General features: G+C 54.7%; 23 protein-coding genes. 9 read left to right on the plus strand and 14 right to left on the minus strand.

What is annotated here, in order from left to right; translation table 11 throughout:
• Window positions 1–52: 52 nt before the first annotated feature.
• From rplK to secE, 3 genes are read right to left on the minus strand one after another with little or no spacing between them, the layout of a single operon-like run.
• Window positions 53–478: a 50S ribosomal protein L11 gene (gene rplK, locus IGQ16_RS01605; protein ID WP_011056150.1), complete on the minus strand. Its 426-nt coding sequence runs from the start codon at window positions 476–478 to the stop codon at window positions 53–55.
• Between the two features lie 14 nt (window positions 479–492).
• Window positions 493–1,176 (minus strand): transcription termination/antitermination protein NusG, encoded by a 684-nt coding sequence (gene nusG / locus IGQ16_RS01610; RefSeq protein WP_297059996.1) that lies wholly within the window; start codon window positions 1,174–1,176, stop codon window positions 493–495.
• 30 nt (window positions 1,177–1,206) lie between these two features.
• Window positions 1,207–1,422: a preprotein translocase subunit SecE gene (secE, locus tag IGQ16_RS01615; protein ID WP_024123924.1), complete on the minus strand. Its 216-nt coding sequence runs from the start codon at window positions 1,420–1,422 to the stop codon at window positions 1,207–1,209.
• Between the two features lie 95 nt (window positions 1,423–1,517).
• Here secE and IGQ16_RS01620 point away from each other — a divergent pair, with 95 nt between their 5' ends.
• Complete coding sequence (locus tag IGQ16_RS01620) at window positions 1,518–2,390, plus strand: alpha/beta hydrolase (protein WP_024123925.1); 873 nt, start codon at window positions 1,518–1,520, stop codon at window positions 2,388–2,390.
• A gap of 74 nt (window positions 2,391–2,464) precedes the next feature.
• Here IGQ16_RS01620 and IGQ16_RS01625 read toward each other — a convergent pair whose 3' ends face one another.
• Window positions 2,465–3,265, minus strand: coding sequence for a hypothetical protein (locus tag IGQ16_RS01625; RefSeq protein ID WP_297059997.1), 801 nt, complete (start codon window positions 3,263–3,265; stop codon window positions 2,465–2,467).
• A gap of 122 nt (window positions 3,266–3,387) precedes the next feature.
• Here IGQ16_RS01625 and IGQ16_RS01630 point away from each other — a divergent pair, with 122 nt between their 5' ends.
• The gene (locus tag IGQ16_RS01630) at window positions 3,388–6,462 is read left to right on the plus strand and encodes a glycoside hydrolase family 38 C-terminal domain-containing protein (RefSeq protein ID WP_297059999.1); all 3,075 of its coding nucleotides are present in this window, start codon (window positions 3,388–3,390) and stop codon (window positions 6,460–6,462) included.
• Here IGQ16_RS01630 and IGQ16_RS01635 read toward each other — a convergent pair.
• A complete protein-coding gene (locus tag IGQ16_RS01635) occupies window positions 6,459–6,878 on the minus strand; it encodes a single-stranded DNA-binding protein (RefSeq protein WP_024123928.1) in 420 nt (139 codons plus the stop codon). The genes IGQ16_RS01630 and IGQ16_RS01635 overlap by 4 nt on opposite strands.
• A gap of 175 nt (window positions 6,879–7,053) precedes the next feature.
• Here IGQ16_RS01635 and IGQ16_RS01640 point away from each other — a divergent pair, with 175 nt between their 5' ends.
• Genes IGQ16_RS01640 through IGQ16_RS01650 form a run of 3 tightly spaced genes read left to right on the plus strand, consistent with a single transcriptional unit; the run spans window position 7,054 to window position 9,457 of the window.
• A complete protein-coding gene (locus IGQ16_RS01640; RefSeq protein ID WP_024123929.1) occupies window positions 7,054–8,352 on the plus strand; it encodes an FAD-dependent oxidoreductase in 1,299 nt (432 codons plus the stop codon).
• Window positions 8,353–8,392: 40 nt separating this feature from the next.
• Window positions 8,393–8,968 carry a DUF3365 domain-containing protein gene (locus IGQ16_RS01645; protein ID WP_024123930.1) on the plus strand — a complete coding sequence of 192 codons (576 nt, stop codon included), beginning with the start codon at window positions 8,393–8,395 and terminating at the stop codon, window positions 8,966–8,968.
• A 12-nt stretch (window positions 8,969–8,980) separates the two neighbouring features.
• Entirely contained in the window at window positions 8,981–9,457 is a 477-nt protein-coding gene (locus IGQ16_RS01650; protein WP_024123931.1) for a DUF3122 domain-containing protein, read from the plus strand.
• Here IGQ16_RS01650 and IGQ16_RS01655 read toward each other — a convergent pair.
• Genes IGQ16_RS01655 through IGQ16_RS01665 form a run of 3 tightly spaced genes read right to left on the minus strand, consistent with a single transcriptional unit; the run spans window position 9,454 to window position 12,470 of the window.
• On the minus strand, window positions 9,454–10,827 hold the full coding sequence (locus IGQ16_RS01655) for an anthranilate synthase component I (RefSeq protein ID WP_297060001.1): 1,374 nt from the start codon (window positions 10,825–10,827) through the stop codon (window positions 9,454–9,456). The genes IGQ16_RS01650 and IGQ16_RS01655 overlap by 4 nt on opposite strands.
• The gene (locus tag IGQ16_RS01660; RefSeq protein WP_024123933.1) at window positions 10,827–11,729 is read right to left on the minus strand and encodes an energy-coupling factor transporter transmembrane protein EcfT; all 903 of its coding nucleotides are present in this window, start codon (window positions 11,727–11,729) and stop codon (window positions 10,827–10,829) included. Before IGQ16_RS01660 ends, IGQ16_RS01655 begins: the two co-directional genes overlap by 1 nt.
• A 9-nt stretch (window positions 11,730–11,738) precedes the next feature.
• Window positions 11,739–12,470 carry a PspA/IM30 family protein gene (locus IGQ16_RS01665; RefSeq protein WP_024123934.1) on the minus strand — a complete coding sequence of 244 codons (732 nt, stop codon included), beginning with the start codon at window positions 12,468–12,470 and terminating at the stop codon, window positions 11,739–11,741.
• Between the two features lie 144 nt (window positions 12,471–12,614).
• On the opposite strand from IGQ16_RS01665, the gene IGQ16_RS01670 reads away from it, so the two are divergent.
• Window positions 12,615–13,028: a pentapeptide repeat-containing protein gene (locus tag IGQ16_RS01670; protein ID WP_071823286.1), complete on the plus strand. Its 414-nt coding sequence runs from the start codon at window positions 12,615–12,617 to the stop codon at window positions 13,026–13,028.
• Here the strand turns inward: IGQ16_RS01670 and IGQ16_RS01675 are convergent.
• Window positions 13,025–14,152 (minus strand): histidinol-phosphate transaminase, encoded by a 1,128-nt coding sequence (locus IGQ16_RS01675; RefSeq protein WP_024123936.1) that lies wholly within the window; start codon window positions 14,150–14,152, stop codon window positions 13,025–13,027. The two genes, IGQ16_RS01670 and IGQ16_RS01675, sit on opposite strands and share 4 nt — an antisense overlap.
• A gap of 114 nt (window positions 14,153–14,266) precedes the next feature.
• Between IGQ16_RS01675 and IGQ16_RS01680 the strand changes: the two genes are divergently transcribed.
• Entirely contained in the window at window positions 14,267–15,202 is a 936-nt protein-coding gene (locus IGQ16_RS01680; protein ID WP_024123937.1) for a DnaJ C-terminal domain-containing protein, read from the plus strand.
• A gap of 11 nt (window positions 15,203–15,213) precedes the next feature.
• On the opposite strand, the gene panB is transcribed toward IGQ16_RS01680, so the two are convergent.
• The gene (gene panB, locus IGQ16_RS01685) at window positions 15,214–15,999 is read right to left on the minus strand and encodes a 3-methyl-2-oxobutanoate hydroxymethyltransferase (protein WP_297039495.1); all 786 of its coding nucleotides are present in this window, start codon (window positions 15,997–15,999) and stop codon (window positions 15,214–15,216) included.
• 338 nt (window positions 16,000–16,337) lie between these two features.
• On the opposite strand from panB, the gene IGQ16_RS01690 reads away from it, so the two are divergent.
• Both IGQ16_RS01690 and IGQ16_RS01695 read left to right on the plus strand, forming a co-directional pair.
• Window positions 16,338–17,861, plus strand: coding sequence for a bifunctional aminoglycoside phosphotransferase/ATP-binding protein (locus tag IGQ16_RS01690; RefSeq protein WP_024123939.1), 1,524 nt, complete (start codon window positions 16,338–16,340; stop codon window positions 17,859–17,861).
• Window positions 17,862–17,903: 42 nt separating this feature from the next.
• Complete coding sequence (locus tag IGQ16_RS01695; RefSeq protein ID WP_162147195.1) at window positions 17,904–19,193, plus strand: homoserine dehydrogenase; 1,290 nt, start codon at window positions 17,904–17,906, stop codon at window positions 19,191–19,193.
• On the opposite strand, the gene cysW is transcribed toward IGQ16_RS01695, so the two are convergent.
• The 4 genes from cysW to IGQ16_RS01715 all read right to left on the minus strand — a co-directional run bounded on the left by cysW (window position 19,190) and on the right by IGQ16_RS01715 (window position 26,389).
• The gene (gene cysW, locus IGQ16_RS01700; protein WP_297060003.1) at window positions 19,190–20,029 is read right to left on the minus strand and encodes a sulfate ABC transporter permease subunit CysW; all 840 of its coding nucleotides are present in this window, start codon (window positions 20,027–20,029) and stop codon (window positions 19,190–19,192) included. The genes IGQ16_RS01695 and cysW overlap by 4 nt on opposite strands.
• Entirely contained in the window at window positions 20,016–20,852 is an 837-nt protein-coding gene (gene cysT, locus IGQ16_RS01705; RefSeq protein WP_024123942.1) for a sulfate ABC transporter permease subunit CysT, read from the minus strand. The genes cysW and cysT overlap by 14 nt, the downstream gene beginning before the upstream one ends.
• Window positions 20,852–21,898 (minus strand): sulfate ABC transporter substrate-binding protein, encoded by a 1,047-nt coding sequence (locus IGQ16_RS01710; RefSeq protein ID WP_297060005.1) that lies wholly within the window; start codon window positions 21,896–21,898, stop codon window positions 20,852–20,854. Before IGQ16_RS01710 ends, cysT begins: the two co-directional genes overlap by 1 nt.
• 510 nt (window positions 21,899–22,408) lie before the next feature.
• Entirely contained in the window at window positions 22,409–26,389 is a 3,981-nt protein-coding gene (locus tag IGQ16_RS01715) for a magnesium chelatase subunit H (protein WP_024123944.1), read from the minus strand.
• Window positions 26,390–26,477: the final 88 nt, after the last annotated feature.

Below are 26,477 nucleotides of genomic sequence, written 5' to 3' on the forward strand. Positions count from 1 at the left end.
AGTTTCTCCCCCAACACAACAAAGGGCTCAATAGGAACACACTCAGAAAGCTTTAGTCGGTAATGGTCACGCCCATATTGCGGGCCGTGCCTTCGATAATCCGCATGGCCGCTTCAATATCGTTGGCATTGAGATCTGGCATTTTCTTCTCAGCAATTTCCCGCAGTTGGGCACGGGTGATGCTGCCCACTTTTTTCTTGTTGGGTTCGCCGGAGCCCTTTTCAATGCCAGCGGCTTTTTGAATCAGTACGGAAGCGGGTGGGGTTTTGAGAACAAAGGTGAAACTGCGATCTTCATAGACTGAAATTTCAACGGGAACCACCATCCCCACTTGATCGGCGGTGCGAGCATTGTACTCTTTGCAGAACATCATGATGTTCACACCGTGCTGACCAAGGGCTGGGCCAATGGGGGGAGCAGGGTTGGCTTTACCTGCTTGAATGGCAAGTTTAATAACTGCGACGACCTTTTTCGCCATAGTAAGTTCGCGTCCTAATCTACTTTTTCCACTTGAGTGACTTCGAGTTCGACCGGTGTTTCGCGGCCAAAAATCGAGAGTAATGCTTTCAGTTTGCTGCGCTCAGCACTGACTTCAATGACCTCTCCCTCAAAGTCCTTAAAGGGACCATTGAGAACTTTGATCTTATCACCACTGTTGAGATCAATGCGGTGAACCGGTTCTTGTTCTTGGGCTTTGCGGAAGATGCGCTCCACTTCGGCTGGACTCAGGGGCATAGGCTTGACGTGACCGCGTCCCCGGCCTGTACTGCGGCGCTGCTCGGCACCGACAAAGTTAATCACATTGGGGGTGTTTTTAATCACCTGCCAAGCTTCATCATCAATTTGCCATTCGCCGGTTTCGGGAGATTGCTGGGCCCGTACTTGGACAAGCACATAGCCGGGAAAAACTTTTTCCTCAATGGTTTGCCGCGAGCCATCTTTTTTGATTTTGATGACCGGGGTTTGGGGAATTTCAATGCGAAAGATGCGATCGGCCACATCCAGCGTATGGAGCCGCTGCTCGATGGTGCTTTTCACTTTTTTTTCGCAGCCAGAGGCGACTTGGACGGCATACCAAAATCGTTTGACCTTACCAGCTTGCTCCTCTTCGGACACTTCAACGGTATCGTCAAGAGGATCGCTTAGATCAGAATGATCAGTAAATTCACTCACCATAGGCGCGTACTCGTAGAAATCTTTGGCTGTCTAAAAAATCAGTGTGGCCAGCCAACGAAAGAGTTCATCCACTAGGTAGATGACAGCAGCGGAAAGGGAAACAATGAGAATGACTGCGGCAGATTCGCCAATCAGGCGCTGGCGATCGGGCCACACCACTTTGCTGAGTTCTTCCTTGGTTTCGCGGAAAAACTCGGTTAGATTAAAGCCACTAGTGGGCTTTTCGCCTTCGGTACTCTTGCTCACGGCGGCACTCCATTGGGGCGGGGCAGCCCGTTGCTACCCGTTTAATTCAGCGCGATTTATCATCATAGCAGGTTTCTTCTCTTTAGGAAATCCCCATGTTTGACTGCTTGCGATCGCGCACCCTCACAACGGCTATGGGTGAGGTGGCCTACGTGACGAATGATTTCAGCCCGGCGAACCCTGCCCGGCCGCCTCTATTTTTTTGGCATGGCTTTGGCGGTGGCTCGAGCCGCTATGAGTGGTCGGCGGTTTATCCAGCCTTTGCAGCCGAGTATTCCCTTTTTGCTTTGGATTTGCCCGGTTGGGGAGCCTCTGAGCATCGCGATCAACCCTATACGGTGGCGGCCTATGTGGATCACTTGCTGGAGTGCCTTGGCCAATTGACGGCAGAACCGGCGGTGGTGATCACGTCTTCACTGACGGCAGCCTTTGCCATCCAGGGGGCGATCGCCCATCCCCAACGCTTCCGTGGCCTCATTCTCACCTGCCCAACGGGTTTGAGTGATTTTGGCCAAGATTACCGCCAAACTCCCCTTGCCCAGATTGCACGCCAACCCTATGTGGATATAGTCTTTTATCGCCTTGGCGTGGCCAATTCCCTGAGTGTGCAATCCTTTATGGCTCATCAGCAGTTTGCCCGACCTAGCCGCATCAGCCCCGAAATGGTTGCCACCTATACCCAAGTGGCACAGTCACCGGGGGCAGAGTTTGCGGCACTGGCTTTTGTGCGCGGTGATCTCTGCTGCGATCTCAGTCGCTTCTTGCCCCATTTGACGGTGCCGACCTATATTGTTTGGGGAGAGCAGGCAAAACTCCCTCCTCTGAGGGTAGGTCAACGCTTGGCACAGTTAAACCGGGAGGCGATTCGTGCCTTTGATGTGATTCCAGAGGTGGGACTAACGCCCCAGCTGGAGTGCCCGGCGGTGATGATTGGCTGCATCGATCGCTATCTGAGCCAATTGAGGTAACTGCTCCCCGCTGGGGCACTTTGAATTTTGGATACCACTGCCCTCAATACCTGAATTGCCCTAGGGAAGGAAACCTAGGGCCGACGCTGGGCATTAGCAGTGGCGGGTAGGGTGGTGCCATAGACACGGGGGCGATCGCCCTGGGCCAATTGGGTGCTGCCTTGGGTATCCACTGCCCAAATCGTAACTTTGGGATTCCCCATTGTTTGGGTTTGAAAGAGCACCCGTTGCGGATCCGTTGTGCTCCAGCCGAGGAGGGTGGCAAAGTCGTATTCCTCAGCGGTAGGATAAACTGTGGCCACATGACCCACCCCCGCCTGCCAAATCCATGCGCCGTCGCTGATTAAATCCGTGGCAAAAAGCCCACCGACCTGTCGCACCAAAAGACGATTGCCCGTTGCTGACCAACCGACAGGAACCAGCACCGCAATCAGACCTTGGCCTGGGGGCACCTCTGCCAAAAATTCAGGCGGCATTTCCTTGAGACTTTCAATCCGCTGTTGGCTGCCGCTCTGGCGATCGCGAATTTCAAGAACGCTCACCAGTTGTTGCCGTTGCGCCTCGGGATCAGCCCTAAAGTAGAGGGTGGCCTGTGCTACATAGCGGCCATCGGGAGAGAGATATTGGGGGGTCTGTTGTGTGAAGCGGAGGGGTTTCTTGGCTTTTACAGCGGCAGCGTGGCCGTCCTCAATCCATTTCCAAGGGAGCGGGAAGGAACTCTGGAGGGGATCCGCCACAACAGTTTCTACAGGTTGATCGGGGGCAGGGGGTCGTTGGGATTGGGCAAGCATCACTGGGGCGATCGCGAGGGCGGTCAGTATCCCACAGACTGAGGAGAGCAAAAAGCCCCGCCCGGGCTCAAATCGGGTTACCATGAGGTCACTCCCCTTAAATAAAATTTTTTATTGACAGTTTGGTTAAATGAATGACGACGGCTCCTCACACCTCCAGCATAGCAATTGGCCTAGGCCGATCGCCAGCAAATTAACGAATTTTTATGGCCTTGACAAAATTAATCAAAGAATCTCGTAACTATTTACATTCACTGGCAGTCATCGAGATTCATTCCCAGTGGTTTCCCCTCACCTCCCCCTCCCTCAAAGATGCAGGGACGACTCCCTATGCCGTGAATGTTAAAGGTCATTTGGCGTGGCCCAAGGGTCGGCACTCCCTGTGGTTGGGGCAGCGGATCAGTGTACCGGCGATGGTTCAAGGCTATAGCGTGGCGGGCTTAACTCTACGCCTTGATCTCACGTGGTGGGCAGATCAGGCCACGGTGTATGTCAATGGCCAGGCGATGCATCGGGGGGATTTATTCGATCATTCGGTGAGTCTTTGCCTAGGGGAAGCCGTAACCCCCGGCCAAACCTGGGATGTGGTGTTGCATCTCATCAGTCCCAGCCACGATGACGGTGCTTTGGTGAGATCCTGCCTGCGGTTTGAATCGCCCACGGGAGTTGACCCCGACTTTGTTGCCGCTGAGTTGAACATTTTGGAGATTTTTGGTGACACCCTCAACCTAGAACCCCTTGAACTGCTGCTGAAGGAAATTCTAGAAAGTCAAGGGCAGCGCCCCGTTTTAGATCCGTTGCTGGCGGAGATTCATGATAGAATGCTGGCGATCGCCACCCCTTTACGGGAGTTCACTATCCATCTGTGTGGCCATGCCCATTTAGACTTGGCGTGGCTCTGGCCAATCGCAGAAACATGGCAAGTGGCACAGTCCACTTTTCAATCCGTCTTGGGGCTCAAGAAACGCTACCCTGAGCTGACCTTTACCCACTCCACCCCAGCTTTGTATGCCCATTTACAAACCCATGCCCCGGAACTCTTTGGGCAAATTCAGGCAGCCGTTGCCGCCGGTTGGTGGGATGTGGCAGCGGGTTTTTGGGTGGAACCGGAGCTCAATCTCATTAATGCCGAGTCCATTGCCCGTCAAATTCTCTATGGGCAGCAGTACGTGCAGCAGGTCTTTGGTGACATTAGCCCCATTGCTTGGTTGCCCGATACCTTTGGCTTTCCGGAACGCTTGCCCAGTTTCTTGGCCCAAGGGGGGATTCGCTACTTTGTCACCCAAAAATTGCGCTGGAATGACACCACCCGCTTTCCCCACGGTTGGTTTGTCTGGCGGGATGTGGCGGGGGCTGAGATCAATGCCCTGATGTCAGCGCCCATTGGCGAGGGGATTGATCCAGTGAAAATGGCGACCTACGCCCAACAGTGGTGGCAACAAACGGGATCGCGGCGCAGCCTCTGGCTCCCCGGTGTTGGGGATCATGGCGGTGGACCAACGGCGGAAATGTTGGAACGGGTGCGACGCTGGCAACGCCTTGACGGCCTTGGGCCGCAGTGGCAATGGACAACCCTGCGGCAGTATTTGGAACAGTTGAGCCAAGAAACACCGCCGACCACTCAGTGGCAGGGGGAACTGTATTTAGAATTCCATCGCGGTTGCTACACCAGTCATGGTGATCAAAAGGCTGCCCACGATCGCGCCCAACGGCAACTGCAAGAGGCAGAGCGCTGGTGTGCCCTCGCCGCAATTACGACTGCTTTTTCCTACCCCAGGGAAGAACTCAAAACCTGTTGGCAACAACTGCTCTTTAACCAGTTCCACGACATTCTGCCTGGCTCCTCAATTCCTGAGGTCTATGCTGAGGTCAATCCGACATGGCAGCAGCTTCTGAAAACCACAGAAACATTACTGGCTGCGGCCCAAACCGCTCTGTGTGCGTCGATAGACTACGGCACCCCCCCCGTGGCAGGGGCAATTCCTGTGGTTATTTTCAATAGTGGGGTGGGCGATCGCGCCGGGGTTGTCCACATTGATTTGGCGCAGCTACCGCCGGAGATCCCCTCTTGGCGGGTGTATTGTCCACGGGGTAACTACGATTTACCAGCCCAGTTGAATACTCCCCAGGGGTGTCTGACCTTTCGTACCCCTGAGGTGCCGGGAATTGGCTACACACTCCTGTGGCTCTGCCCGCGATCGCGCCCTGACCCCTTACCCACCCCGCCCTTGGGCTATGTCTTGGAAAATAGCTATCTTCACGTTGAGATTGATCCGACAACGGGGGAAATCACCAACCTCTACGACAAGTTGAATCATCGTCCCTGTTTGGGCGAGCGCGGCAATCAACTGCAATTTTTCCGTGATCAGGGGCAGTACTGGGATGCCTGGAACATTGATCCCAACTATGGGCAGCACCGCCTGGCGGGCGCGATCTTAGAGTCAATTGAATGGGTGACGTGGCATCAACTGGAGCAACGCCTACGGGTAAGGTGGCGCTTTCAGTCCTCAGGGATTCAGCAGGAATATGTGTTGCAGTATCAAACCCCCTGGCTGCGCATTGATACGGTAATTGACTGGCAGGAGGAACATATTCTCCTCAAGGCAGCTTTTCCCTTGGCAATCAGTGCTGAGCAGATCACCTGTGAAACTCCCGGCGGCGTTACGGTGCGCCCGACACTCCCGAATCCGCACCTCAGTCCCCATGAACAAACCAAATGGGAGGTGCCCTTTCTCACCTGGGTGGATTTGAGTACGCCAGAGTATGGGGTGAGTCTTTTCAGCAACTGCAAGCACGGGCTTGATGCCCAAGCCAATCAACTGCGCTTGACCCTCTTGCGATCCCCCACATGGCCTGATCCGACGAGCGATCGCGGTCAGCACCGCTTTAGCTATGGCGTGTTTCCCCACAGGGGGTCATGGCAGGCGGCGGCTGTCTCCCAATGGGCGGCTCAGTTTCATCATCCCCTCAGGAGCGCGATCGGCCACGGTGCAGCGAAGCTGTTTGGTCACTCTCCAGGAACCTTACCCGCCCACGCCCATCTGCTCCATTGGTCGGAGGCTAGCATTCAATGCCTTGCTCTCAAGGAGGCTGAAGATGGAGAGGGCTGGCAATTGCGAGTGGCAGAGGTCACTGGGGAAGGGGGCACCTTGGAACTGCACTCAACCCTCATCCCATGGCAGATCAAAGGCGGCCAAACCCTCCTGGAGAGGTCCACAGACCGTGGAGACCGAATGACCCTGGAGCCATGGGAAGTGGTAACCCTGCGGCTGGAAACTTAGAAGGGCACCTCGTCCAAGTTGATATCCCCGGCTTCAGGTTCAGGGGGTGGGGAGGCCACCCTGGGTGTCACGGGTACGGTGGCGGCGGGCTGTGCAGGGTGGTCCACAATGTTGCCCTCAACTGTGTAGAAACGGCTCACCACTAACTCGGCGCGTTTTTCTTTGAAGCCCTCGGGGCGGTCAATGGTGTCCATTTTTAGCCGACCTTCTAAAATCAGGCGATCGCCTACCTTGCATTCTGCGTGCATTTTTTGTCCCAAATTCCCCCAAGCAACTGTTCGCAAACTCATGGGTGGTTCTTCACTGCGAAGGCTGGCAAACTGCACCACCATCGTCGCCACTGCCATTTGATTTTCTTGGGTGTAGCGCAGTTCTGGGGCTTGGATCACTTCCGCAAAGAGGACGCAACTATTCATCTGTGGGCTTCCAACAGCTCATGTTCTTTCCAGTATAGTCCCAATGGCTGCCGCAACAAGGCCACAAGATGAACAGTGCAACTCTGGGGTTTTTCTCAGCACAGATGGCTGTGGCCAATTGTATCTTCTTATACTACCATATAGTTAATTAAATAAATTTGTAGAGGATACAGTCATGGCACGGGTGGTTGTCCTTGGGGCGGGCATTGGTGGATTGCCCACAGCCTACGAATTGAAACATCGTTTCGGCGATCGCCATGAAGTGATCTTGGTCTCTGATGTGGATCGCTTTACGTTTATCCCAGGATTAGTGGCGGTTGCCCTCGGATACAATTCCCTCGAACACCTGCAAGTGCCCCTAGAGAGGGTCAGCCGGCGCCATCGGCTGAGATGGGTGCAAGGGAAAGTTCAGCGGCTTGCCCCTGAGGAAAAGAAAATTTACTTGCCTGAACAAACCCTTGACTACGACTATTTGGTGATTGCCACAGGGGCAGAACTGGCACTTGATACGATTCCCGGGCTCGGTATTTACAGCCATTCCGTGTGTACTCCCGCCCACGCAGTAGCTGCCCAGAGAGCATGGCAAGAATTCCTCAAAGAGCCAGGGGACTTAGTTGTGGGTGCCGCTCCCGGCGCCAGTTGCTTTGGGCCTGCCTATGAATTTCTCTTTTTGGCAGAGCAGGCCCTGCGGCGTCATGGATTGCGCGATCAGGTCAAGATCACCTTCATTACCCCTGAACCCTACGTTGGCCACTTGGGAATTGGTGGGTTGGCCAATGGCGATCAACTCACCCGCAACCTGATAGAGAAACGGGGCATTGAAACAATTACCAACGCTGAGATAACTGCTATCGAGCCGCATCGAATCCTGCTGCGGGATGGACAGGTGATCCCCTTTGGCTACAGCATGATTTTGCCACCTTTTCGCGGAGTGGCCTTTGTGCGCGCCTCTGGCCTTGGCAATGAGAAGGGGTTTTTGCCCTTGCTGCCCACCCTACAGCATCCCAACTTTCCTGAAATCTATGGGGTGGGCATCAGTGTTCACTTTCCACCTTTAGAAGTGACCCCTGTGCCTATGGGAGTGCCCAAAACCGGTCAAATGACGGAGGAGATGGCGATCGCTGCGAGCCACAACATTGCCGTTGCCCTTGGGGAATTAGCGGCTGACCCTGTGGTCCCGACACTGGATGCCCTATGTTTTGCTGACTTTGGCAATACCGGTATTGCCTATATTGCCGCTCCGGTCATTCCGGAACCCCCTGGGGGGAACCGCCGCTTGGCCTACGCCATTCAAGGATTGTGGGTCAGTTGGGTCAAGGCCGCCTTTGAACGCTACTTCCTGCTGAAAATGTGGTGGGGACTGAGTGTCCCTTGGTTTGAACAGTGGGGACTGCGGCTATTCTTTGGCCTTTCCCTTGTGCGTCCCCTGCAACCCACGGTGTTTCCAGAGCAGCAACCCATCATAAAAGTTTGACAGACAAACATTGACAAAATTTAATAAAGGAGTAACTTCTATGGTGCGCATCTTTCTCATGGCTCTGTTGATGGCGTCCCTATGGATCCAGGCTTCCCCGCCCACCTTGGCCAGTGTGAATCCTGATGAGCTGGGGAAAGTGGTCACAGCCATTGAACAGTTGGATCAAATGCGCATTGGCCTTGCCTCTACCCTAGAAGGGGGTACTGGCGAACCGACCCTTGACACCTTTAAGGCCGTCTGTGCCCCCGTGGGCAAGCAAGCCAAGGAAATTGCTGCTGCCAATGGCTGGCAAGTGCGTCAAGTGGCCCTCAAGTATCGCAACCCCAACCATGCCCCGCGCACAGCCCTGGAAGTGCAAGCCTTCAATCAGTTTGATAACAACCGCCAACTGCAAGCCTTTTGGCAAACCGATAACGAAGGGGTGCACTACTTCCGTCGCATTGATGTCCAAGCCAGTTGCCTTGCCTGCCATGGCGCTAAAAATCGCCGTCCTGCCTTTATTCAGGAAAAATATCCCAGCGATCGCGCCTATGGCTTCCGTGTTGGCGATCTGCGGGGCATTTACGCTGTAACGATTCCGCAAATTCAGCAGGCACTCCAAACCTCACCCTAAGGAGGTCCTCCCATGGCCCGTTGGGAACGTTGTTTACTTTTGATTCTGTTAGTCATTCCCCTGTGGCTGGCGGTGTCCCCCAGTAGCGATGCCATGATTCGCACCATTGAAGAGGCTCCCAACCAAGTGGTGGTGCAGTCGCGGCATTCGTTGCGCGATAATCATGGCTTTACGTGGCAGGTGATTCTCTTTTCGCGTCCCGACCAGTTGCAGTTGCGCTTGGTGGGGTTTCCAGAGCAGTACCATTTTCGCCATCCCGATCCCTTGGTGTTGATCACGTCCAGCGGTCAAACCCTCACAGCTGCGGATGACTTTCCCAAGGCAGACACCGTTGCCAATGTAGGACAGTTTGATCTGTTGCCCCTTGCCTCGCAACTGCCGAGGAGTGAGCCCTTGGTTCTGCGTCCACCCCTAGAGGAGCAGGGGATTGAGATTGCTGTTCCTGCCGCTGTGGTCATTGAGTGGCACGCCCTGATGGCGGAAGTTTAGGAACGGGTGGCAATGGGCGTTGGTGTTCCGAGGGCAAGGAGCAGGGCTTGGGCTTTGCTCAGGGATTCTTGCCATTCCCGTTCTGGATCGCTGTCGGCCACAATACCGGCACCTACTTGTCCCCAGGTTTTCTGGCGATCGCGCCCCACCAAGAGGGTACGGATGAGGATATTCAAGTCCAGATGCCCTCGCTGATCCCAGTAGCCACAGGAACCGTAGAACAAATTGCGGGGAAAGGGTTCAAGAGCTGCCAAAATCTCCATGCAGCGCACCTTGGGACAGCCGGTAATGGTGCCACCGGGAAAGAGGGCACGGATCACATCCACGGGGGATCTCCTCGGCTGTAACTTGCCGCGCACATTGCTCACGAGGTGCATCACATGGCTGTAGTACTCCAAACTGAGGAGTTCATCCACCACCACACTGCCCCATTGGCAGATTCGCCCCAAGTCGTTGCGCTCTAAATCCACAAGCATAATGTGTTCTGCCTGTTCCTTGGTATTGCTGCGGAGTTCCTCGGCGTGGGCGCGATCGGCCGCAGGGGTTTGGCCGCGGGGACGGGTACCGGCAATGGGTCGTGTTTGCACCCAATCTCCCTGAACCTGCACCAAGCGTTCCGGTGAGCAACTGACAATGTAGCCCCAAGGGGTTTGCCAAAAGCTGGCAAAGGGAGAGGGGTTAATCTGCTGTAGCCGCAGGTATTGTTGCCACGGATCAACGCGGCCATCATGGCAAAAGCGCGCCGACAGATTGGCCTGAAAAATATCGCCAGCGCGGATATGGCGGAGAATTTGCTCAACGGCTGCTTGGTAGGTCTCGGACTGCCAGCCCGCCGCGAGTTCAATGTTGCCGGGGCGATCCGGTAATAAGAGGAACTGCTCAGGGGCGGGATCTTCAAGAGTTTGTTGCAGCGCCGCCAGTTGACTCGCACTCGAAGCCGCCAGATACAGGCGATCCGCCTGATGATCCAAGACAGCAAAGGCTTGAGGCTCATACCAAAAGGCCACTGGAAAAGGGAGCGGATCGGGCTTGGGCGGGGGTAGCGCTTCAATTTCCCATGCCAATTCGTACCCCAGCCATCCCAACCACCCTCCTGCAAAGGGCAGATGGCTGACTTCTTCGGGCACAGCGGTTGCTTGGGGAAATGTTTGTAATGTTGGCAGCACCTCACCGAGGGATAAAACCCACTGGCGATCGCGCCGTGGTGACCCCGCACAAATGGAATAGCGAGCTTGGGGTGTGGGGGCTTGGGCTGGACTTTCCAGTAGGACAGCAATTGGCTCCCTCAAAAACAACTGCTGAAAAATAGCGCGACCCGTGCGCCCACGCAGGGGCAAACAACGCCAAAGCCACGGCTCACAGGGGCGCATCACGAGTGCTCAACCCCCAACCAACCCAAGCGAATTAACCAAAATAGCCCCAGACCCCCCAAGGCTAACCAATCGCGCCGCTGCAATCGCAGATGGTGCCACGGGTTATCGTAGGTTTCCGGTTCTTGAAAGCCCCGCACTTGCATCGCACAGGCCACCTGTTCTGCCCGCAGGAGTAAATTTTCCAACAGCCGTACCGCTAAGGTGAGCCACAGCTTGATACTGCCTTTAATGCCCACAAGTCGCCAATTGATGGCACGAGTCCGCACCGAGCGGCTCAGGTTTTGCACTTCTTCCAAGACCAAGGGAATAAACCGCAGTGAAAGCGTCAAGGTCAGGGCAATTTCGGCCACCGGCAGCTTAAAGCGTTTCAGGGGCTGCATGAGATTTTCTAAGCCAGCGGTCACTTCCTCAGGAGCAGTGGTGAGCAAAAACAAATGCGTACTGTACAGGAGTGTAAACAGGAGGGTACTCAGGCGGATGCCTAAATCCAGCGATCGCTGGGAGACTTGCAGCTGAATGGGAAACTGACCCACTTGGGCGTGAAATTGCCACAGGATATAGCGGTAACTCGTGGCCGGAACTGTCGCTGCCAAGGGACGGCGGGGTTGATAGGTTACAGCCATCCCATCGGGCATCAAAGCTGTGATCACCAGAATTAAACTACCCACCAGGAGAAGCCACAGCAGTTGCCGCCGCCATACCCGTGCCGGAATGCCCCCTACGAGCGTCAGGAGAATTAAGCTGACCACTAGCCCCAACCGCCAAAAGACATCCGCTAAAATAGGGGCCAACAGAAACGTCATCAACCATGCCAACTTGACCCGTGGATCAAGGCGGTGCAGCCAAGTGATGGGTTGTTCAAGGTATAGCCCTAGGGGGAGCGATCGCAGCAAATCCATGGAAAATCGCTAGTTTTTCTCCAGTTGTCGCCGCAGGGCTTCCAATTCTGGATCGTAGGCAGGGGTGCTACTGGGGGACAGTTGCGGATTGGCTAACTCCGCCTTCAGCCGCGCTAAGTCCTCCTCCACACTGCCCCCTTCTAGGGCAGCAAACTTGGCTTCGAGGGTATCGCTATTGAGTTCAGCCACCGCTTGGGAGCGAGCCTCCAGTTCCTGAACCCGCTCTTCCATGCGCTCAAAGGCGGCCATTGGGGCGTTGATGTTCATACTGCTAAAGGTTTGTTGCAGTTGCTCTGAGGCCTTGGCTGCCCGTGCCCGTGCCACTAGCATTTCCTTGCGGGTTCTCGCTTCAGCAATCTTGCTTTCAAGCTGTTGCATTTGTTTTTTGAGAGCTTCTACTTGGGTCACAGACTGCTCCAGTTGCCCTTTGAGGGCCATGGCTGCATTGAGTGCTGTTTTTTTGCGACTCAAGGCCTCCAGCGCCAGTTGCTCATCCCCATGTTGCAGGGCAATTTTGGCACGGCGTTCCCACTCAGCCGCCTGCTGTTGGTTTTGGTTGAACTGTTGCTCTAACCGCTTTTGGGAGGCGATCGCTTGGGCAACGGCTTGCCGCAGTGTTACCAGATTGTCCTGCATTTCGATCATGGTCTGCTCGAGAATTTTTTCGGGATCTTCAGCAGCACCCACCAGCGCATTGAGCCAACTGCGAACCACACGGCTGACGCGATCAAATAGTCCCACAGCGTTATCTCCCTATTGGTTCCTTATCTATAGCAGTATGCCACTTTCTTCAGATTCTTTGGCCACAAGTCTCAAAAACGCTTGCTGCCCTGGGCTTAAGCTATAGTAAAATCATTGGAATCTTGATCCTAACTTTCTTTAGTAATGTCTGCTTCTTCGGGGCGATCTTCAGACTCCTTTGATAAGCATGGTTTTCTCAGTCGCTACGCCCCGGCCATTATTAATCAAAATAGAGCCGATCAAATGCTGGCGGACTATGCCAAGGGGCGGCGTGACTTTCGGCGGCTTGATTTGCGTGGCATCACCCTAGAAGACGTGAATTTAGCAGGGGCAAATCTCAGTGGTTCGGATTTAAGCAATGCCACACTCATCAATGTAGATTTGACTGATGCCAAGCTGATTGAGGTTCAGCTGATCAATGCTGAACTCACGGATGTGCAACTGCGCCAGGCGAATCTTAGTCGAGCTAATCTGCGAGGTGCTAAACTCACCCATACTTCCTTGGCCACGGCAACCCTGCGGGGCACAGTCCTCCCCAATGGCCGGTTGTCGGATTAGTTGTCAGATTCGTTGTCGGATTGATCGTGTTGGTTCAAATAGGCTTGCAGCCGTTGCCAAAAGCGCTCCATTTCCGCAGGGGTGCCAATGGTTACCCGGATGCCGCCGGCGATCGCCCGCACAAGGGTGCCCTGACTCCTCAAGGCATCCCACAGGGGCGGGGTGTGTTGGGGTTCGCGCAAGCGGAAAAAGAGGAAATTGGCCACACTTGGCCACACCTGCAGTTGGGGGCATGACTGAAGCCGTGCATAGAGCTGATCTCGCTCCGCTAGCACCGTGGGAATTTCTGCTAGCAGCGCCTGACGATGGTCAAGGGCAACTTGCGCCGCCACTTGAGAAAATGTAGGCAGGTTATAGGGCAGACGAACCTTTTCTAAAACCGCAATCACCTCTGCATTGCCAATGGCATAGCCGACCCGATGCGCCGCCAGTCGAAAGGCCTTGGAAAACGTCCGCAGGATCAACCAGTTAGGATGGGCTGCCAAGTCCCCCACCAGTGTCTTGCCGGAAAATTCAAAATAGGCCTCATCAATCACCACTAAAATATCCTCAGGAAGCTGCCGTAGCCAGTCCACCTCAGCTGCAGTTAGGGGGTTTCCCGTCGGCGAGTTGGGTTGCAGCATAAAGAGAACGCGCACCGGTGGCGCCGCTTGGGCAATGAGGGTATTGGCGGCGGCAATTTGCACTGCAAACGTGTCAGGATCGCGGGTTGCCCGATGGACGGGAATCCCTAGGGTTTGGGCGAGGATCCCGTATATGGAAAATGTTGGTTCTGCCACTAGGATAGAACCGTAGCCCCCAATCGCCGTAGCCAGCAGTATGGAGCGAATCAGCTCATCGGAGCCGTTGCCAACCGCAATTTGGTGTGGGGAAATTTCAGTTGGGCTGTGTTCACTGACGTAGCGGGCGATCGCCTGCCGCAGCGGCCAGTGGTGACTATCGGGATAGCGATGACTGCCTAGGGTGCTGACGTACTGCTGAGCTAACGCCTCCTTAAGGGCAGTGGGCAAATCCCAGGGAAACTCATTGGTATCGAGGTAGTCCAGTTCTAGCGGTAGGGAGTCGCTCGTGGGGGTGGAGTAGGCGCGAAAGTTGCTCAGTTCTGGACGAAGAAACGTCGCCATGCCAAGACAGTATAAAGGGATTCAACTATAATAGCACTGAGCTTTTTGCCCTAATTTGCTGTCAGCCCTGACACTCAATCTCCATCTTTTGACTACGTAGAGGCGAATGTTCCTATGGCGCGTACCGACTTCAAAGATTACTACCAAATCCTCGGGGTCAGCAAAAATGCCACGGAGGCTGAAATTCGGCAGGCCTTTCGCCGCCTTGCTCGCAAATATCACCCGGACTTGAATCCGGGGGATAAAGAGGCAGAAGCTCGTTTTAAGGAAATTAACGAAGCCCACGAAGTTCTTTCAGATCCGCAAAAACGACGCAAATACGATCAATTTGGTCAGTATTGGCAACAGGCCAGTGCAGCGGAGGCGGGTGGCTTTAATGTCAATGTGGGCGATTTTGGCGCTGATTTTAGTCAGTTTGCCAACTTTGAAGACTTTATCAATGAATTGCTGGGGCGATTTGCCACAGGCACAGGGCGTACCCGCACTTGGAGCACGGTTGGGTTTGATACCTCAGGATTTGGCAGTGCCGATGCAGAAGCAGAGATCCAAATTAGCTTTCAAGAGGCCTTTCAGGGCTGCCAAAAATCATTCGCCATTGGTAATGAACAGGTAACCGTGACGATTCCCGCTGGCATTAAGCCGGGGACGAAGTTGCGGCTGCGGGGCAAAGGTCAATATAACCCCTACAGTCAACAGCGGGGAGATTTATATCTCACGGTACAGGTGGCGCCCCATCCCCTCTTCCGCTTTGAGGATGATCAACTGGTGATTGATTTGCCTATCACTCCCGATGAAGCTGCTTTGGGTGCGCAAGTGACGGTGCCAACACCCTCGGGGAATGTGGTTTTGAATGTGCCTGCGGGAACGCGATCGGGGCAATCGCTCCGGTTACGGGGCAAAGGCTGGCGCAGTAGTGGCGGCATTGCTGGCGATCTCCTGGCCAAGGTGCAAATTGTGCCCCCCAAATCCCTGAGTGCCCAAGAAAAAGAACTCTACGAAAAATTGCGATCGCTCCGTACCTTTAATCCCCGTGCCCATTGGCCGATCTGAGTCGATCTAAGTCAGGGAAATTGCCGCGATTTGACGGCTTGGCAGTAATTTTCAATGGCGGCGATCGCCTGTGTTCCCAAGTCGGCATACACCTTAGCAAAGGGGGGCACCTGGAAACTCAAGCCCAAAACATCTGCAGTCACCAGTACTTGACCATCACAGTGGGGGCCGGCGCCAATTCCAATTGTGGGAATCTTCAACTGGGCGGTAATCTGCTGCGCCAAAGCCGCAGGAATATGCTCCAAAATCACCGCAAAGGCACCGGCTTCAGCAAGGGCAAGGGCACCCGCTAGAATCGCTTCTGCGCCTTGGGGAGTATTCCCCTGTTGTCGCCATCCCCCCAACTGATGTACCCGTTGGGGCAATAGACCCACATGACCCAGCACTGGAATTCCAGCCTCCACTAAGCACCGCGTTGCTGCCTGCACCACAGGGGAGGCACCTTCCATTTTCACAGCTTGCACTTCTGCCTCTTTGATTAGGCGCCCCGCCGATCTCAGAGCCTGTTCAGGGCTTTCTTGGTAGCTCAAAAAGGGCAGATCACACACCAGGAAACTATGGGTAACGCCTCGGCGCACTGCTTGGGCATGGTGAATCATCTGGTCAAGGGTCACAGGCAACGTGGTTTGATATCCAAGGGCAACCATCCCCAGGGAATCCCCCACAAGGATCACATCCACCCCCGCCGCATCCAACAGGCGGGCCCACAGATAATCCCAAGCCGTGAGCATGGTAATGGGTTCTCCCAGCGCTTTTTTTTCTTGGAGTTGGGGTAATGTTACAGGGCGACGCACCATGGCCATATTCAAGAGGGTTGTATCCCCATCCTCTAAAGGAACAGAGAAAACGTCAATTGAGCTTTATCAGCAGGAAGCCCCCCATTGCGGATTCTGTTCACTCAAACATAAATTCAGTGTCGAGGTCAGAGCTGTATAGGGTATGATTGATGAAACAGATGTGGAATCTCTGGAGAGTTTCCCTGATGGGTCTCAGTATGTCTGCGCCCTGGGTCCTGCAGTGGCAGCAGGCTGAGGCCTCTGTATAAAGATGTCGATGAAACGTGAAGTCCGCTCTCCATCTGAGGTGTGTTTATTCAGTGAACAGGAGAGTCGGGGGTCGTTCACCCATAGTACACATGTCTTTGCCTGCCTTTGTTGAAGCCCTATTAACCCCTGCTGCTTACCCTCATGCGGTCACCAGTCCGATTCAATTGCTGCAAACGCATATTTCCTATGTGTTTCTGACGGGGGACTATGCCTATAAGGTGAAAAAGCCGGCGGACTTTGGTTTTTTGAACTTTACAACTCTAGAAAAGCGGCTGTTTTACTGTCAGGAGGAGTTGCGGCTTAATCGCCGCTTGGCGCCCGATCTCTACTTGGGGGTGGTGCCCATTGTGGCGGTGGGCGATCGCTATTGTGTGGCGGATCCCCAAGACTTACCCGTGGGGGCTGAGGTCATTGACTATGCTGTGCAAATGCGCCAATTTGATCAGTCGCAACTGTTTTCTCACCTCTTTGCGGCTAACCAAGTCACCCCTCACCTGATTGAATCCCTTGGCAAAGAACTAGCCCGCTTCCACCGCAGCGCTGCTACGAGTCCCCACATTGCTAAATTTGGTTCGCCGCGGGCGATCGCCCAAGTGATTGACAACTGCCATGCCTTGGCTGCCCAGTTTGTCGGTCGGTGTCAATCCCCAGAGCAGTACGCGGCAATTCATGCCTTTACCGATGACTTTTTGAGCCGTCATCAAGAGTGGTTTGTGCGGCGGCAGGCAGGGGGCAAAATTCGGGAGTGCCACGGCGATCTGCACCTGAATAATATCTGTCTATACAGGGGCAGGGTCCAAATTTTTGACTGTATTGAGTTCAACGAAGAATTTCGCAATATTGACGGCATCTATGACGCCGCCTTTTTGCTGATGGATTTGGAGTTTCGCGGGCGCGGCGACTTGGCCAATCTTTTCCTCAACACTTACTTGGAATGGAGTGGTGACTATGAGGGGGCGGTGCTCTTGCCCCTGTACCTGTGTGTGAGAGCCTATATTCGGGGCAATGTCAATGCCTTAGCCCTCAATGATCCCGCCATTGGCGAGGCCGAAAAGGCACAGCTGCAAGCCACTGCTGCGGCCTACTATGGGGCTGCCTATCGCTACACCCAACCCCGCCAAGCCAAGCTCTATGTCATGTCTGGTCTGTCGGGAGCAGGCAAAAGTACGCGGGGACGAGGTCTTGCTCAAGGGGAGCAGGCAATACAAATTCGCTCCGATGCGGTGCGCAAACACTTGGCGGGCTTACCCCTAGATCGCCGCAGTACGGATTTCCCTGAGGTGGATCTCTATTCCGATGCCATGACCCAAAAAACCTATGATCAGCTCTTGGCCTATGCGGAATTGTTGCTGCGTCAGGGACAAACGGTGATTTTGGATGCGAAGTACGATCGCGTGGCGCTGCGCCAACCGGTGATTGCCTTAGCCAAGAAACTGCGTGTCCCCCTAGAGATTCATTTCTGTAGTGCCCCCCCGGAGGAACTGCGCCGTCGCTTGAGCGATCGCCAAGGGGATATTGCCGAGGCCACCCCTGATCTGATTGCTGCCCAAGTGGCCAGTTTTGAATCCTTTTTGCCTGAGGAGGAGCCCTACGTTCGCCATGTGTGTGACTAGGACGAGGGCAACTGATAATAGGAACAGAGCAATAGGACGGGTCTGATGTATCACATTGGTTTACTAGGGTTAGGCACGGTCGGTGGCGCTGTGGCGCAAATTTTGGTAGATCCAGCGGGGCGCCATCCCCTGCTCAAGGAACTGGCGATCGCCCAAGTGGGGGTACGGGATCCCCATAAGCCCCGTGCCGTTGCCCTTGATCAGCAACTTTTGACAACGGATTTGGAAAGCATTGTCACCAACCCAGCCATTGACATTGTGGTGGAAGTCCTCGGCGGTATTGAACCGGCGCGATCGCTGATCCTCAAGGCCATTGCCCATGGCAAGCACATTGTTACCGCCAACAAGGCCGTCATTGCCCGTCATGGTGCCGAAATTTTTGATGCTGCCAATGCCCAAGGGGTCTATGTGATGCTCGAAGCTGCCGTAGCCGGTGGCATTCCCGTCATTCAAGCCCTGCGACAGAGCCTAGGGGCCAATCGTATCCACAGTGTTAGCGGCATTCTCAATGGCACCACCAACTACATTTTGACCCGCATGCAGCAGGAGCAGGGGGATCTTGCCCCCATCCTTGCCGATGCCCAGCGCCTAGGCTATGCTGAAGCTGATCCCAGTGCCGACATTGAAGGTTGGGATGCAGCGGATAAAATTGCCATTCTGGCCAGCCTTGCCTTTGGAGGACGAATTCGCCGCGAGGAAGTGTATGCCGAGGGCATTGGTGGGATCACAGCGGTGGATATTGCCTACGCTGAAAAACTGGGGTTTTGCATTAAACTGCTGGCGATCGCCCGCCAACTAAGCGGTCAGCCCCTCGAAGTGCGCGTTCATCCCACCCTCGTGCCCCTCGATCATCCCCTTGCGGGTGTCAATGGCGTCTATAATGCCATTCTCCTAGAGGCAGAGCCCTTAGGACAGGTGATGTTCTATGGTCCCGGTGCCGGTGCAGGGGCAACCGCCAGTGCCGTCGTGGCAGATTTAATTAACATTGCTGCTCTTCTCCCCCAAGGACGTGCCAGCCATCCTTTGCTCACCTGCCAGCACAATCAGTTTATGCCGCTGCTACCGATGGCAGAGGTGGATAGTCGCTTCTATGCTCGTGTCCATGCCCAAGATCATCCGGGGGTGCTGGGAAAACTGGGCACCTGCTTTGGTCAGCATCATGTCAGCCTGGAATCCTTAGTTCAAATTGGCAGCCATAACGAGCTAGCAGAAATTGTGATTGTCACCCACCACGTGCGCGAGGGCGAGTTTCGCCAGGCGATGGCCGAGATTGCGCAAATGGCAGACATTGAAGCAGTGCCCTCTGTTTTACGGGTCTTGGGCATGTCCTAGGCATTGGGCTTGATGCCTGTCTTGCGCTCTAAAATTTCCTTCACCACCAGTGTCACTAAGGCCAGCAGGCCAAGGATGACCGCTGCCGCGTAAGCAGACTCGGTGTTGTAATTTTTATAGGCGTCCTCCACAAAGAGGGGCAGGGTTTGGGTGAGGCCAGCCACATTGCCAGAGACCACCATCACGGCACCAAATTCCCCCATGGCGCGGGCATTGGTTAACAAGACACCGTAGAGCAGCCCCCAGCGGATATTGGGTAAAGTAACTCGCCAAAAAGTTTGCCACTCATTGGCTCCAAGGGTTTTTGCGGCCTCCTCCTGCTCGGTGCCGATTTCTTCCAGCACAGGAATGACTTCTCGCGCCACAAAGGGCAAACTAACAAAGGCGGTTGCCAGCACCATCCCCGGAAAGGAGAAAATAACGCGCATATCCAGCGCTTGCAGCCAGCTCCCGAACCAGCCATTGCGGCCATAGACCAGTACCAGCATCAGTCCAGCAACAACGGGGGAGATGGAAAAAGGTAAGTCAATAATGCTGAGCAAGAGGGTGCGGCCGGGAAAACGATGGCGGGCGATCGCCCAAGCGGCACAAAGGCCAAAGACTGTGTTTAAGGGCACCACCACCAAGGCAAGGGCAAACGTCAGCCACAGGGCATGGAGAAAATCGGGCTCCAGCAAATTTTCCAGAAAGGGCATGACTCCCCTGTGAAACGCTTGGAAAAGAACATTGGCCGCTGGAATCAGCAGCACAAGGGCTAAGTAGCCGATGGCAATGACAATTAAAAGGAGATGCAGCCACGGCTTTTCTTGGGTGGGAGAGGGTTTAAGGCTCCGCATAGCGCCGCCCCCATGCCTGCAGCAGATTAATCAGAAATAAAATCCCTAAGGAGACCAAGAGCATCACCGTACCAATAATGGTTGCCGCCTCATAGTCGTACTGCTCTAAGCTCTGAAAGATGAGCACCGAGGCAGTCAAGTCCCGGAACGAGGTGTTGGAGGAAATAATAACAATTGAGCCAAATTCTCCTACGGCCCGTGAGAAACCCAGGGCAACGCCTGTGAGAATCGCGGGCATCAAAGGCGGCAAAATGACTCGCCAAAAGGTCTGCCCATGGGTGGCACCCAGGGACCATGCAGCCTCCTCTACATCCTTTTCCATTTCCGTGAGGACAGGCTGAACCGTGCGAATGACAAAGGGCAGGGAAATAAAGAGCATGGCCACCGCAACTCCCCAGCGGGTAAAGGCAATTTTCACTCCCCAGGGGGCCAGTAAACTGCCAATCCAGCCGTTTTCACTGTAGACCGTTGCCAAGGTCAAACCTGCCACCGCCGTTGGCAGAGCAAAGGGCAGATCCACCACGGCATCAAAAAAGCGCTTCCCCGGAAAGGAGTAGCGCACCAGCACCCAAGCAATCAGGGTCCCAAAGAGGCCATTGATCAGAGCTGTCACTAGGGCAGTTACAAAGGTTACCTCATAGGCCGATAGGGCGATCGGCCGCGTCGCTACCTGCCAAAAATGCAATGGCCCGGCACTGCTGGCGCGACTAAAGAGGGCAGCTACGGGCACAACCAGCATCACCAGCAAGTAAAAGACAGTGATTTTCCAAACCCAAGGGAACCGCCAGCGCCGTTTCTGAGAAATGGGGGGGGTAGCACTCATCAGGCTTGATTCTCCCGCTGAATTTGATCAAACAGGGCACCCTGGGCAAAAAATTGAGCCTGCACCCTCTCCCATCCCCCGAGATCCCTAACGGTAAACAGAGTGGGTACCCGTGGAAATTCTTGGGCATGGGCAGCCAGAACTGTCCCATCCACTGGCCGAAAGCCATATTGAGCAAAAACTTCTTGAGCCTGAGGTGTGTAAAGAAACTGAAGGTAGGCTTGGGCAACCTCACGAGTACCGTGCTGATCGGCGTATTTGTCCACAATCGCAACTGGGTTTTCAATGAGGATATTTACCTTAGGAATGTGATAGGAGAGGCGCTTCCCCTGCTTGCGGGCCAAAATCACTTCACTTTCATAGTTGATCAGAGCATCCCCCTGTCCCTGCGTCAAAAAGGCATCGGTGGCCTCACGGCCATCGCGGGGGAGAGCCGCTACGTGGCGAAAGACCTCAGTAACAAAGGCTTTGGCTTCCTGAGGGGTTCCCCCCGTCTGCGTTACTGATCCCCACAGGGCAAGGAAGTTCCAGCGGGCGGCTCCAGAGATTTTGGGATTGGCCGTCACAAAGGTCACGCCCTCACGGGTTAAATCCTGCCAGGTCTGTAAGTTTTTCGGGTTACCCTCACGGGTGATCAGGGTACAGACAGAGGTGGTGACAGTACTGTTGTGGGGGGCCTGACGCGCCCAATCGGGGCGGATTAAACCTGCCTGGGCAATGCGATCCACATCTAAGCCAAGGGATAAATGCACAATATCGGCCTCTAGGCCATCAATGACTGCTCGGGCTTGACTCCCAGAGGCACCATAGCTGGTGCGAAAGCGGACTTCTTGTTGATGTTCCCGTTTCCACTGAGCGGCAAATAGGGGAATAATTGCCTCGTGGGCTTTCCTAGTCAACGCAAAGGACACCAAGGTCAAGTTGACCTGGGCAGGACGACCATCCGGTAAGGTGGCTTGAAATTGACAGGCAGCGGTGAGACCACTGAGGCCTACCGCTAGTAAGAATAAGCTTAACCCAATCCTAAAACGCCGCCAACTCACCATTCTACCGTTAATCTACCATAAATCGATCGGAATACCGATATGCAAATCCATCTTAGCAGAAGGGGGGTGATTCTAGCTGAAATGCTTAAAACGTGATCAGCACCTGTCTAGGATGGGTGGGAATCACTCATTGCGGTTGATTGCGATGGGGCGTTTTCGGTGATGGCGCGATCGCCAGGAGGTTGGCGGAACACTGACCCCTCTTAGCGGTAGCCCATACACGGGTTGCGTCTGAGGAATGGGCACCACATACACCAGCTGACGGCAACCACCGAGCTCCACATTGACATTCAATTAAGGGCAATTAAGGGGTGGTTGTATCCGCAAAGGAAAGGATGGTCAAACCAGTCAAGGAAGATAGGCCAACTACTTGGAGTGTTGTCAACATCCTCAACTCCGCCACAGAAAAAACGTCCTGCGGGGTCTGATGCTCAATCTATAGGGAGGGTTCCACCACACCTGCGCCCAAATAAAAAGGGGGAGAGTTTCCCCCGATTCTGTTAACGTTGTTTACTCAACTCCCTCAATCTTGTCCTCCACTTCTTGATAGAGTTGCCGTAGCAGTTCCAGATTGGCCTCACTGGTCTCCCAGTAGCCACGTCCGTGGAGCTCTAGGAAGGTGCTGACCATCTTACGGAACGAGTGAGGGTTGGTATTCAAAAGCCGCTGCCGCATCTGCTCATCGAGAATAAACGTGGCATTCGCTTCTTCATAGACCCAGTTATCCACGGCCCCGGCGGTGGCCGACCAGCCCATCGTGTTCACGAGCCGCTTCGAGATTTCGCGCACCCCTTCGTAGCCGTGGGCGAGCATTCCTTCGTACCACTTGGGATTCAGGAGTTTGGTACGGCTGTCGAGGCGAACGGTTTCCGAGAGGGTTCGCACTTGGGCATTGGCGGTGGTGGTATCGGCAATATAGGCCTTGGGTTGCTTGCCATCCCCCCGCAGTGCTGCCACCAGCTTGGTCGGATCCGAGTCAAAGTAGTGGCTGACATCCGTGAGGCTAATTTCTGAGGAGTCGAGGTTTTGGAATGTCACATCCACGGTTTTGAGCGCCGTTTCAAAGAGTTCCCGGGCCTGCTGCATCGTCCCCGGAGAATCCGCCGAGAAGGCAAAGGACTTACGGGAGAGATACATATCTTGAAGTTCCGACTCCTGTTCCCAGGAGCTATTTTCCACCGCTAGGTTGACATTGGCGGCGTAGGAACCAGAGGCATTGGTAAAGACTCGTGTGGCCGCTTGGCGCAGGTCAATCCCTAGTTCTGAGGCCTGTTGCAAGGCGTGCTTGCGGATAAAGTTTAGCTCAAGGGGCTCATGGGCTTCGGCAGCCATTTTGATGGCACGGTCAATAAGCGCCATCTGGTTAATAAAGAGATCGCGGAAGACGCCCGAACAGTTGACGACCACATCAATGCGTGGCCGCCCCAGCTCCTCGAGGGGGATGAGTTCCACCTTGTTGACGCGCCCCAAGGAGTCGGGTAAAGGACGTGCCCCCACTAGCCACAGCACTTGGGCCAGGGACTCGCCATAGGTTTTGATATTATCTGTGCCCCAGAGCACCATGGCAATGGTTTCTGGCCACTGGTTGTTATTTTCTGCTTTTTGCCGCGCGAGGAGGCGATCGACCACAACTTTGGCAGACTGCACCGCAGCGGCTGTAGGAATGGCTTGGGGATCTAGGGCGTGGATATTTTTGCCGGTCGGCAGGACCTCAGGATTGCGAATTGGATCGCCACCGGGACCCGGGAGAATGTACTCGCCCTCAAGGGCTTGCAACAGTGCCCCCAGTTCATTGTCAGCGACAATCTGCTGCAAACAGAATTCGAGATATTCCATGAGGGGCTTGAGGGCAGCGGCATCCACTTGGGTATAGCCTGCACCATGGAGAGATTCAATCCACGGCTCTTTGCGCCCCATGTTAAAGAAATTCAGCTTCGAGACCCGCGACACACGACCGTCGGCATCAGCTTGGGCTTGGACGAGGGCACTGACGGCGGCGCGGGTGGCTTCGTTAATCTGGCGTAGCAATTCGACATCCGCCAGTACGCCGCGATCGCTCTGCTGATAAATGTCGTCAATGTCCCGGCCTAAGCTTTCGGCAATCAGGCGCGGCAGACTCTTAATACCGTCCTCAGCGCGATCCAAGCTGGCAATATTCACCAAGGTGGCCACTGCTTCTTCCGTTGTTGGTGGTTTACCAATCACGTGCAGACCACAGGGCAGGAGGCGGCTTTCAATCTCCATCAGCTTGATGTAGACCTTGCCCACGAGGGTATCGCGCTCCTCGGCACTGAGATCCGCGGCGTCCTTGTCGGGGAGAGCGACATCTTGATCGAGATTGACCATACGGCACTTGTCCATGATCGTGTTGACAATCTGGACACCCCGACCGCTATCTTTGAGGCTTTGGTAGGAACCAATGAGATCGCTGAGTTCCCGTAGCCCTTTGTAAAGGCCGGCATTTTCCGCCGGCGGTGTGAGGTAGCTAATTGTGTTGGCGTAGCTGCGGCGCTTGGCAATAGTGGCCTCGGAGGGGTTGTTGGCGGCGTAGTAGTAAAGGTTGGGAATACAACCAATGAGATTATCGGGGTAACAATCGCCGGACATCCCCATCTGTTTGCCGGGCATAAACTCCAAGGAGCCATGGGTGCCAAAGTGAAGGACCGCGTCCGCCTGCCAAATATGGTTGAGGAAGGTGTAGTAGGCAGCAAAACCATGGTGGGGACTGGCGGAGCGAGAAAAGAGTAGCCGCATCGGATCCCCCTCGTAGCCAAAGGTGGGCTGCACGCCGATAAAGACGTTGCCGTAGATTTTGCCGTAGATAAGCAGGTTTTGGCCGTCGCTGTTGAGGTGTCCCGGGGGTTTGCCCCAGTTTTCTTCAAGGCGCTTGGCATAGGGGGTGAGGCGCTCGTATTCGGGCACGCTCATGCGGTAGGCAATGTTGAGTTCAGGACTGCCCACTTGGGCGCGGGCGTCGTGGAGAATTTCCTGCATCAGAGCTTCAGGACTCTCCGGCATGTCCTGCACATCATAGCCATTGTTTTTCAGGGCTTCCATGACTTTGTAGATGGAGCCAAAGACATCCAAGTAGGCAGCTGTACCAATGTTGCCCTTGTCGGGTGGGAAGCTAAAGATGGTGATGGCAACTTTCTTTTCTACCTTGGGTTTGCGGCGCAGATTGGCCCACTTCAAGGCTCGCTGCACAATCATTTCGACGCGATCTTGGAGGGCGATCGCCTTACCAGTCATGCCATCGCGACCCGAAAGAATAATTGGCTCAATGGCGCCATCCAGTTCCGGTAGGGCAATTTGCAGTGCCACTTGAATCGGGTGCAACCCCAGATCACTCTCCTCCCATTCTTCGGTGGTTTGAAACACCAAGGGCAGTGCCACCATGTAGGGACGGTTGAGCTTTTTCAGTGCCGCCACGGCTTTGGGATGATCCTGCTTGGCGGGGCCGCCCACAAGGGCAAAGCCTGTTAGGGAAACCACCACATCCACAAGGGGTTTATCGGTGTGCAGGGGATCGTAGAAAAATTTTTCCAGGGGCGTTGAGAAGTCCAGACCGCCGGAGAAGACGGGAATTACTCGCGCCCCTTGGGATTCAAACTCTTGCACAATGGCGACATAGTGGGCATCGTCACCTGTGACAAGGTGGGTGCGCTGCAACAGCAGGCCAATGGTCGGCACCAGAGGATCTTTGAGATCGGCGCCAATATCGCGACGACTGTTGAACCAGTTGAGGTACTCTTTGAGATCCTCAAACATTTGAGGGGCTAGGGGATGCCAAATGCCCGTGTCGGGGTAGGTGACGGGTTCTTGGTACTTGAGATTGCTGCTGTATTGCCCCTTGAAGACATAGCGATCGGCCAGCATCAGGAGAAAGTTTTCTAGGTTCTCCGGCGAGCCCCCCAGCCAGTACTGGAAGCTGAGCATGAAGTTGCGGGCATCCTGTGCCTTGTCAATGGGGAGGTACTTCAGGACTTGGGGCAGGGTTCGCAGGAGTTTGAGCATGGCATCTTGGAAGCCGGCCCCTGACTTCTCCTTGCGCTTTTTCATGAAATTGGCAATCACGCTCTTAGATTGGCCAATCTGAGCTAAGGAAAAGCTGCCCATTTTGTTGAGGCGCATCACCTGCGGCAGTGAGGGGAAGACAACCGCTACATCGAGGCGATCGCGATAGGGCTGAACGGCCTCGACCACCTTATCCGCCAAGTCCTCAATAAAAATGAGGGAGGCAATAAACACATTCGCCCGTGCCACATCTTCACAGAAGGCGGCATAGTTTTCAGGATTGCGCAGTTCCTCAAGGAGATAGCCACTGATTTCAATGGCCACCTGTGGATGGGTATCGTTAATGCTGCGAACCGCTGCCGACAGCGCGCTCTGGTATTGGGCTTCAAGTACCACATACACCACTCGCAACAGCGATCGCCCATTTAACGCCGCTGGCGCGATATGCCGAATTGTGGACTTGACGTGGGTGAACATGCGTTCAAACTCCTTGTAACGATCGAGACCAAACCCCAAGTGGGGGATATACGCCCTTTTGCTAAAACCATGGAGCACATCGAGGAGG

The sequence above is a fragment of the Thermosynechococcus sp. M3746_W2019_013 genome, from assembly GCF_015296045.1.
Taxonomy (GTDB): domain Bacteria; phylum Cyanobacteriota; class Cyanobacteriia; order Thermosynechococcales; family Thermosynechococcaceae; genus Thermosynechococcus.

Excerpts from the sequence above, each read along its gene's own strand:
- rplK (WP_011056150.1), bottom strand. The coding sequence starts at position 478 with ATGGCGAAAAAGGTCGTCGCAGTTATTAAACTTGCCATTCAAGCAGGT.
- nusG (WP_297059996.1), bottom strand. The coding sequence starts at position 1,176 with ATGGTGAGTGAATTTACTGATCATTCTGATCTAAGCGATCCTCTTGAC.
- IGQ16_RS01620 (WP_024123925.1), top strand. The coding sequence starts at position 1,518 with ATGTTTGACTGCTTGCGATCGCGCACCCTCACAACGGCTATGGGTGAG.
- IGQ16_RS01625 (WP_297059997.1), bottom strand. The coding sequence starts at position 3,265 with ATGGTAACCCGATTTGAGCCCGGGCGGGGCTTTTTGCTCTCCTCAGTC.
- IGQ16_RS01630 (WP_297059999.1), top strand. The coding sequence starts at position 3,388 with ATGGCCTTGACAAAATTAATCAAAGAATCTCGTAACTATTTACATTCA.
- IGQ16_RS01635 (WP_024123928.1), bottom strand. The coding sequence starts at position 6,878 with ATGAATAGTTGCGTCCTCTTTGCGGAAGTGATCCAAGCCCCAGAACTG.
- IGQ16_RS01640 (WP_024123929.1), top strand. The coding sequence starts at position 7,054 with ATGGCACGGGTGGTTGTCCTTGGGGCGGGCATTGGTGGATTGCCCACA.
- IGQ16_RS01645 (WP_024123930.1), top strand. The coding sequence starts at position 8,393 with ATGGTGCGCATCTTTCTCATGGCTCTGTTGATGGCGTCCCTATGGATC.
- IGQ16_RS01650 (WP_024123931.1), top strand. The coding sequence starts at position 8,981 with ATGGCCCGTTGGGAACGTTGTTTACTTTTGATTCTGTTAGTCATTCCC.
- IGQ16_RS01655 (WP_297060001.1), bottom strand. The coding sequence starts at position 10,827 with ATGCGCCCCTGTGAGCCGTGGCTTTGGCGTTGTTTGCCCCTGCGTGGG.
- IGQ16_RS01660 (WP_024123933.1), bottom strand. The coding sequence starts at position 11,729 with ATGGATTTGCTGCGATCGCTCCCCCTAGGGCTATACCTTGAACAACCC.
- IGQ16_RS01670 (WP_071823286.1), top strand. The coding sequence starts at position 12,615 with ATGTCTGCTTCTTCGGGGCGATCTTCAGACTCCTTTGATAAGCATGGT.
- IGQ16_RS01675 (WP_024123936.1), bottom strand. The coding sequence starts at position 14,152 with ATGGCGACGTTTCTTCGTCCAGAACTGAGCAACTTTCGCGCCTACTCC.
- IGQ16_RS01680 (WP_024123937.1), top strand. The coding sequence starts at position 14,267 with ATGGCGCGTACCGACTTCAAAGATTACTACCAAATCCTCGGGGTCAGC.
- panB (WP_297039495.1), bottom strand. The coding sequence starts at position 15,999 with ATGGTGCGTCGCCCTGTAACATTACCCCAACTCCAAGAAAAAAAAGCG.
- IGQ16_RS01690 (WP_024123939.1), top strand. The coding sequence starts at position 16,338 with ATGTCTTTGCCTGCCTTTGTTGAAGCCCTATTAACCCCTGCTGCTTAC.
- cysW (WP_297060003.1), bottom strand. The coding sequence starts at position 20,029 with ATGCGGAGCCTTAAACCCTCTCCCACCCAAGAAAAGCCGTGGCTGCAT.
- cysT (WP_024123942.1), bottom strand. The coding sequence starts at position 20,852 with ATGAGTGCTACCCCCCCCATTTCTCAGAAACGGCGCTGGCGGTTCCCT.
- IGQ16_RS01710 (WP_297060005.1), bottom strand. The coding sequence starts at position 21,898 with ATGGTGAGTTGGCGGCGTTTTAGGATTGGGTTAAGCTTATTCTTACTA.
- IGQ16_RS01715 (WP_024123944.1), bottom strand. The coding sequence starts at position 26,389 with ATGTTCACCCACGTCAAGTCCACAATTCGGCATATCGCGCCAGCGGCG.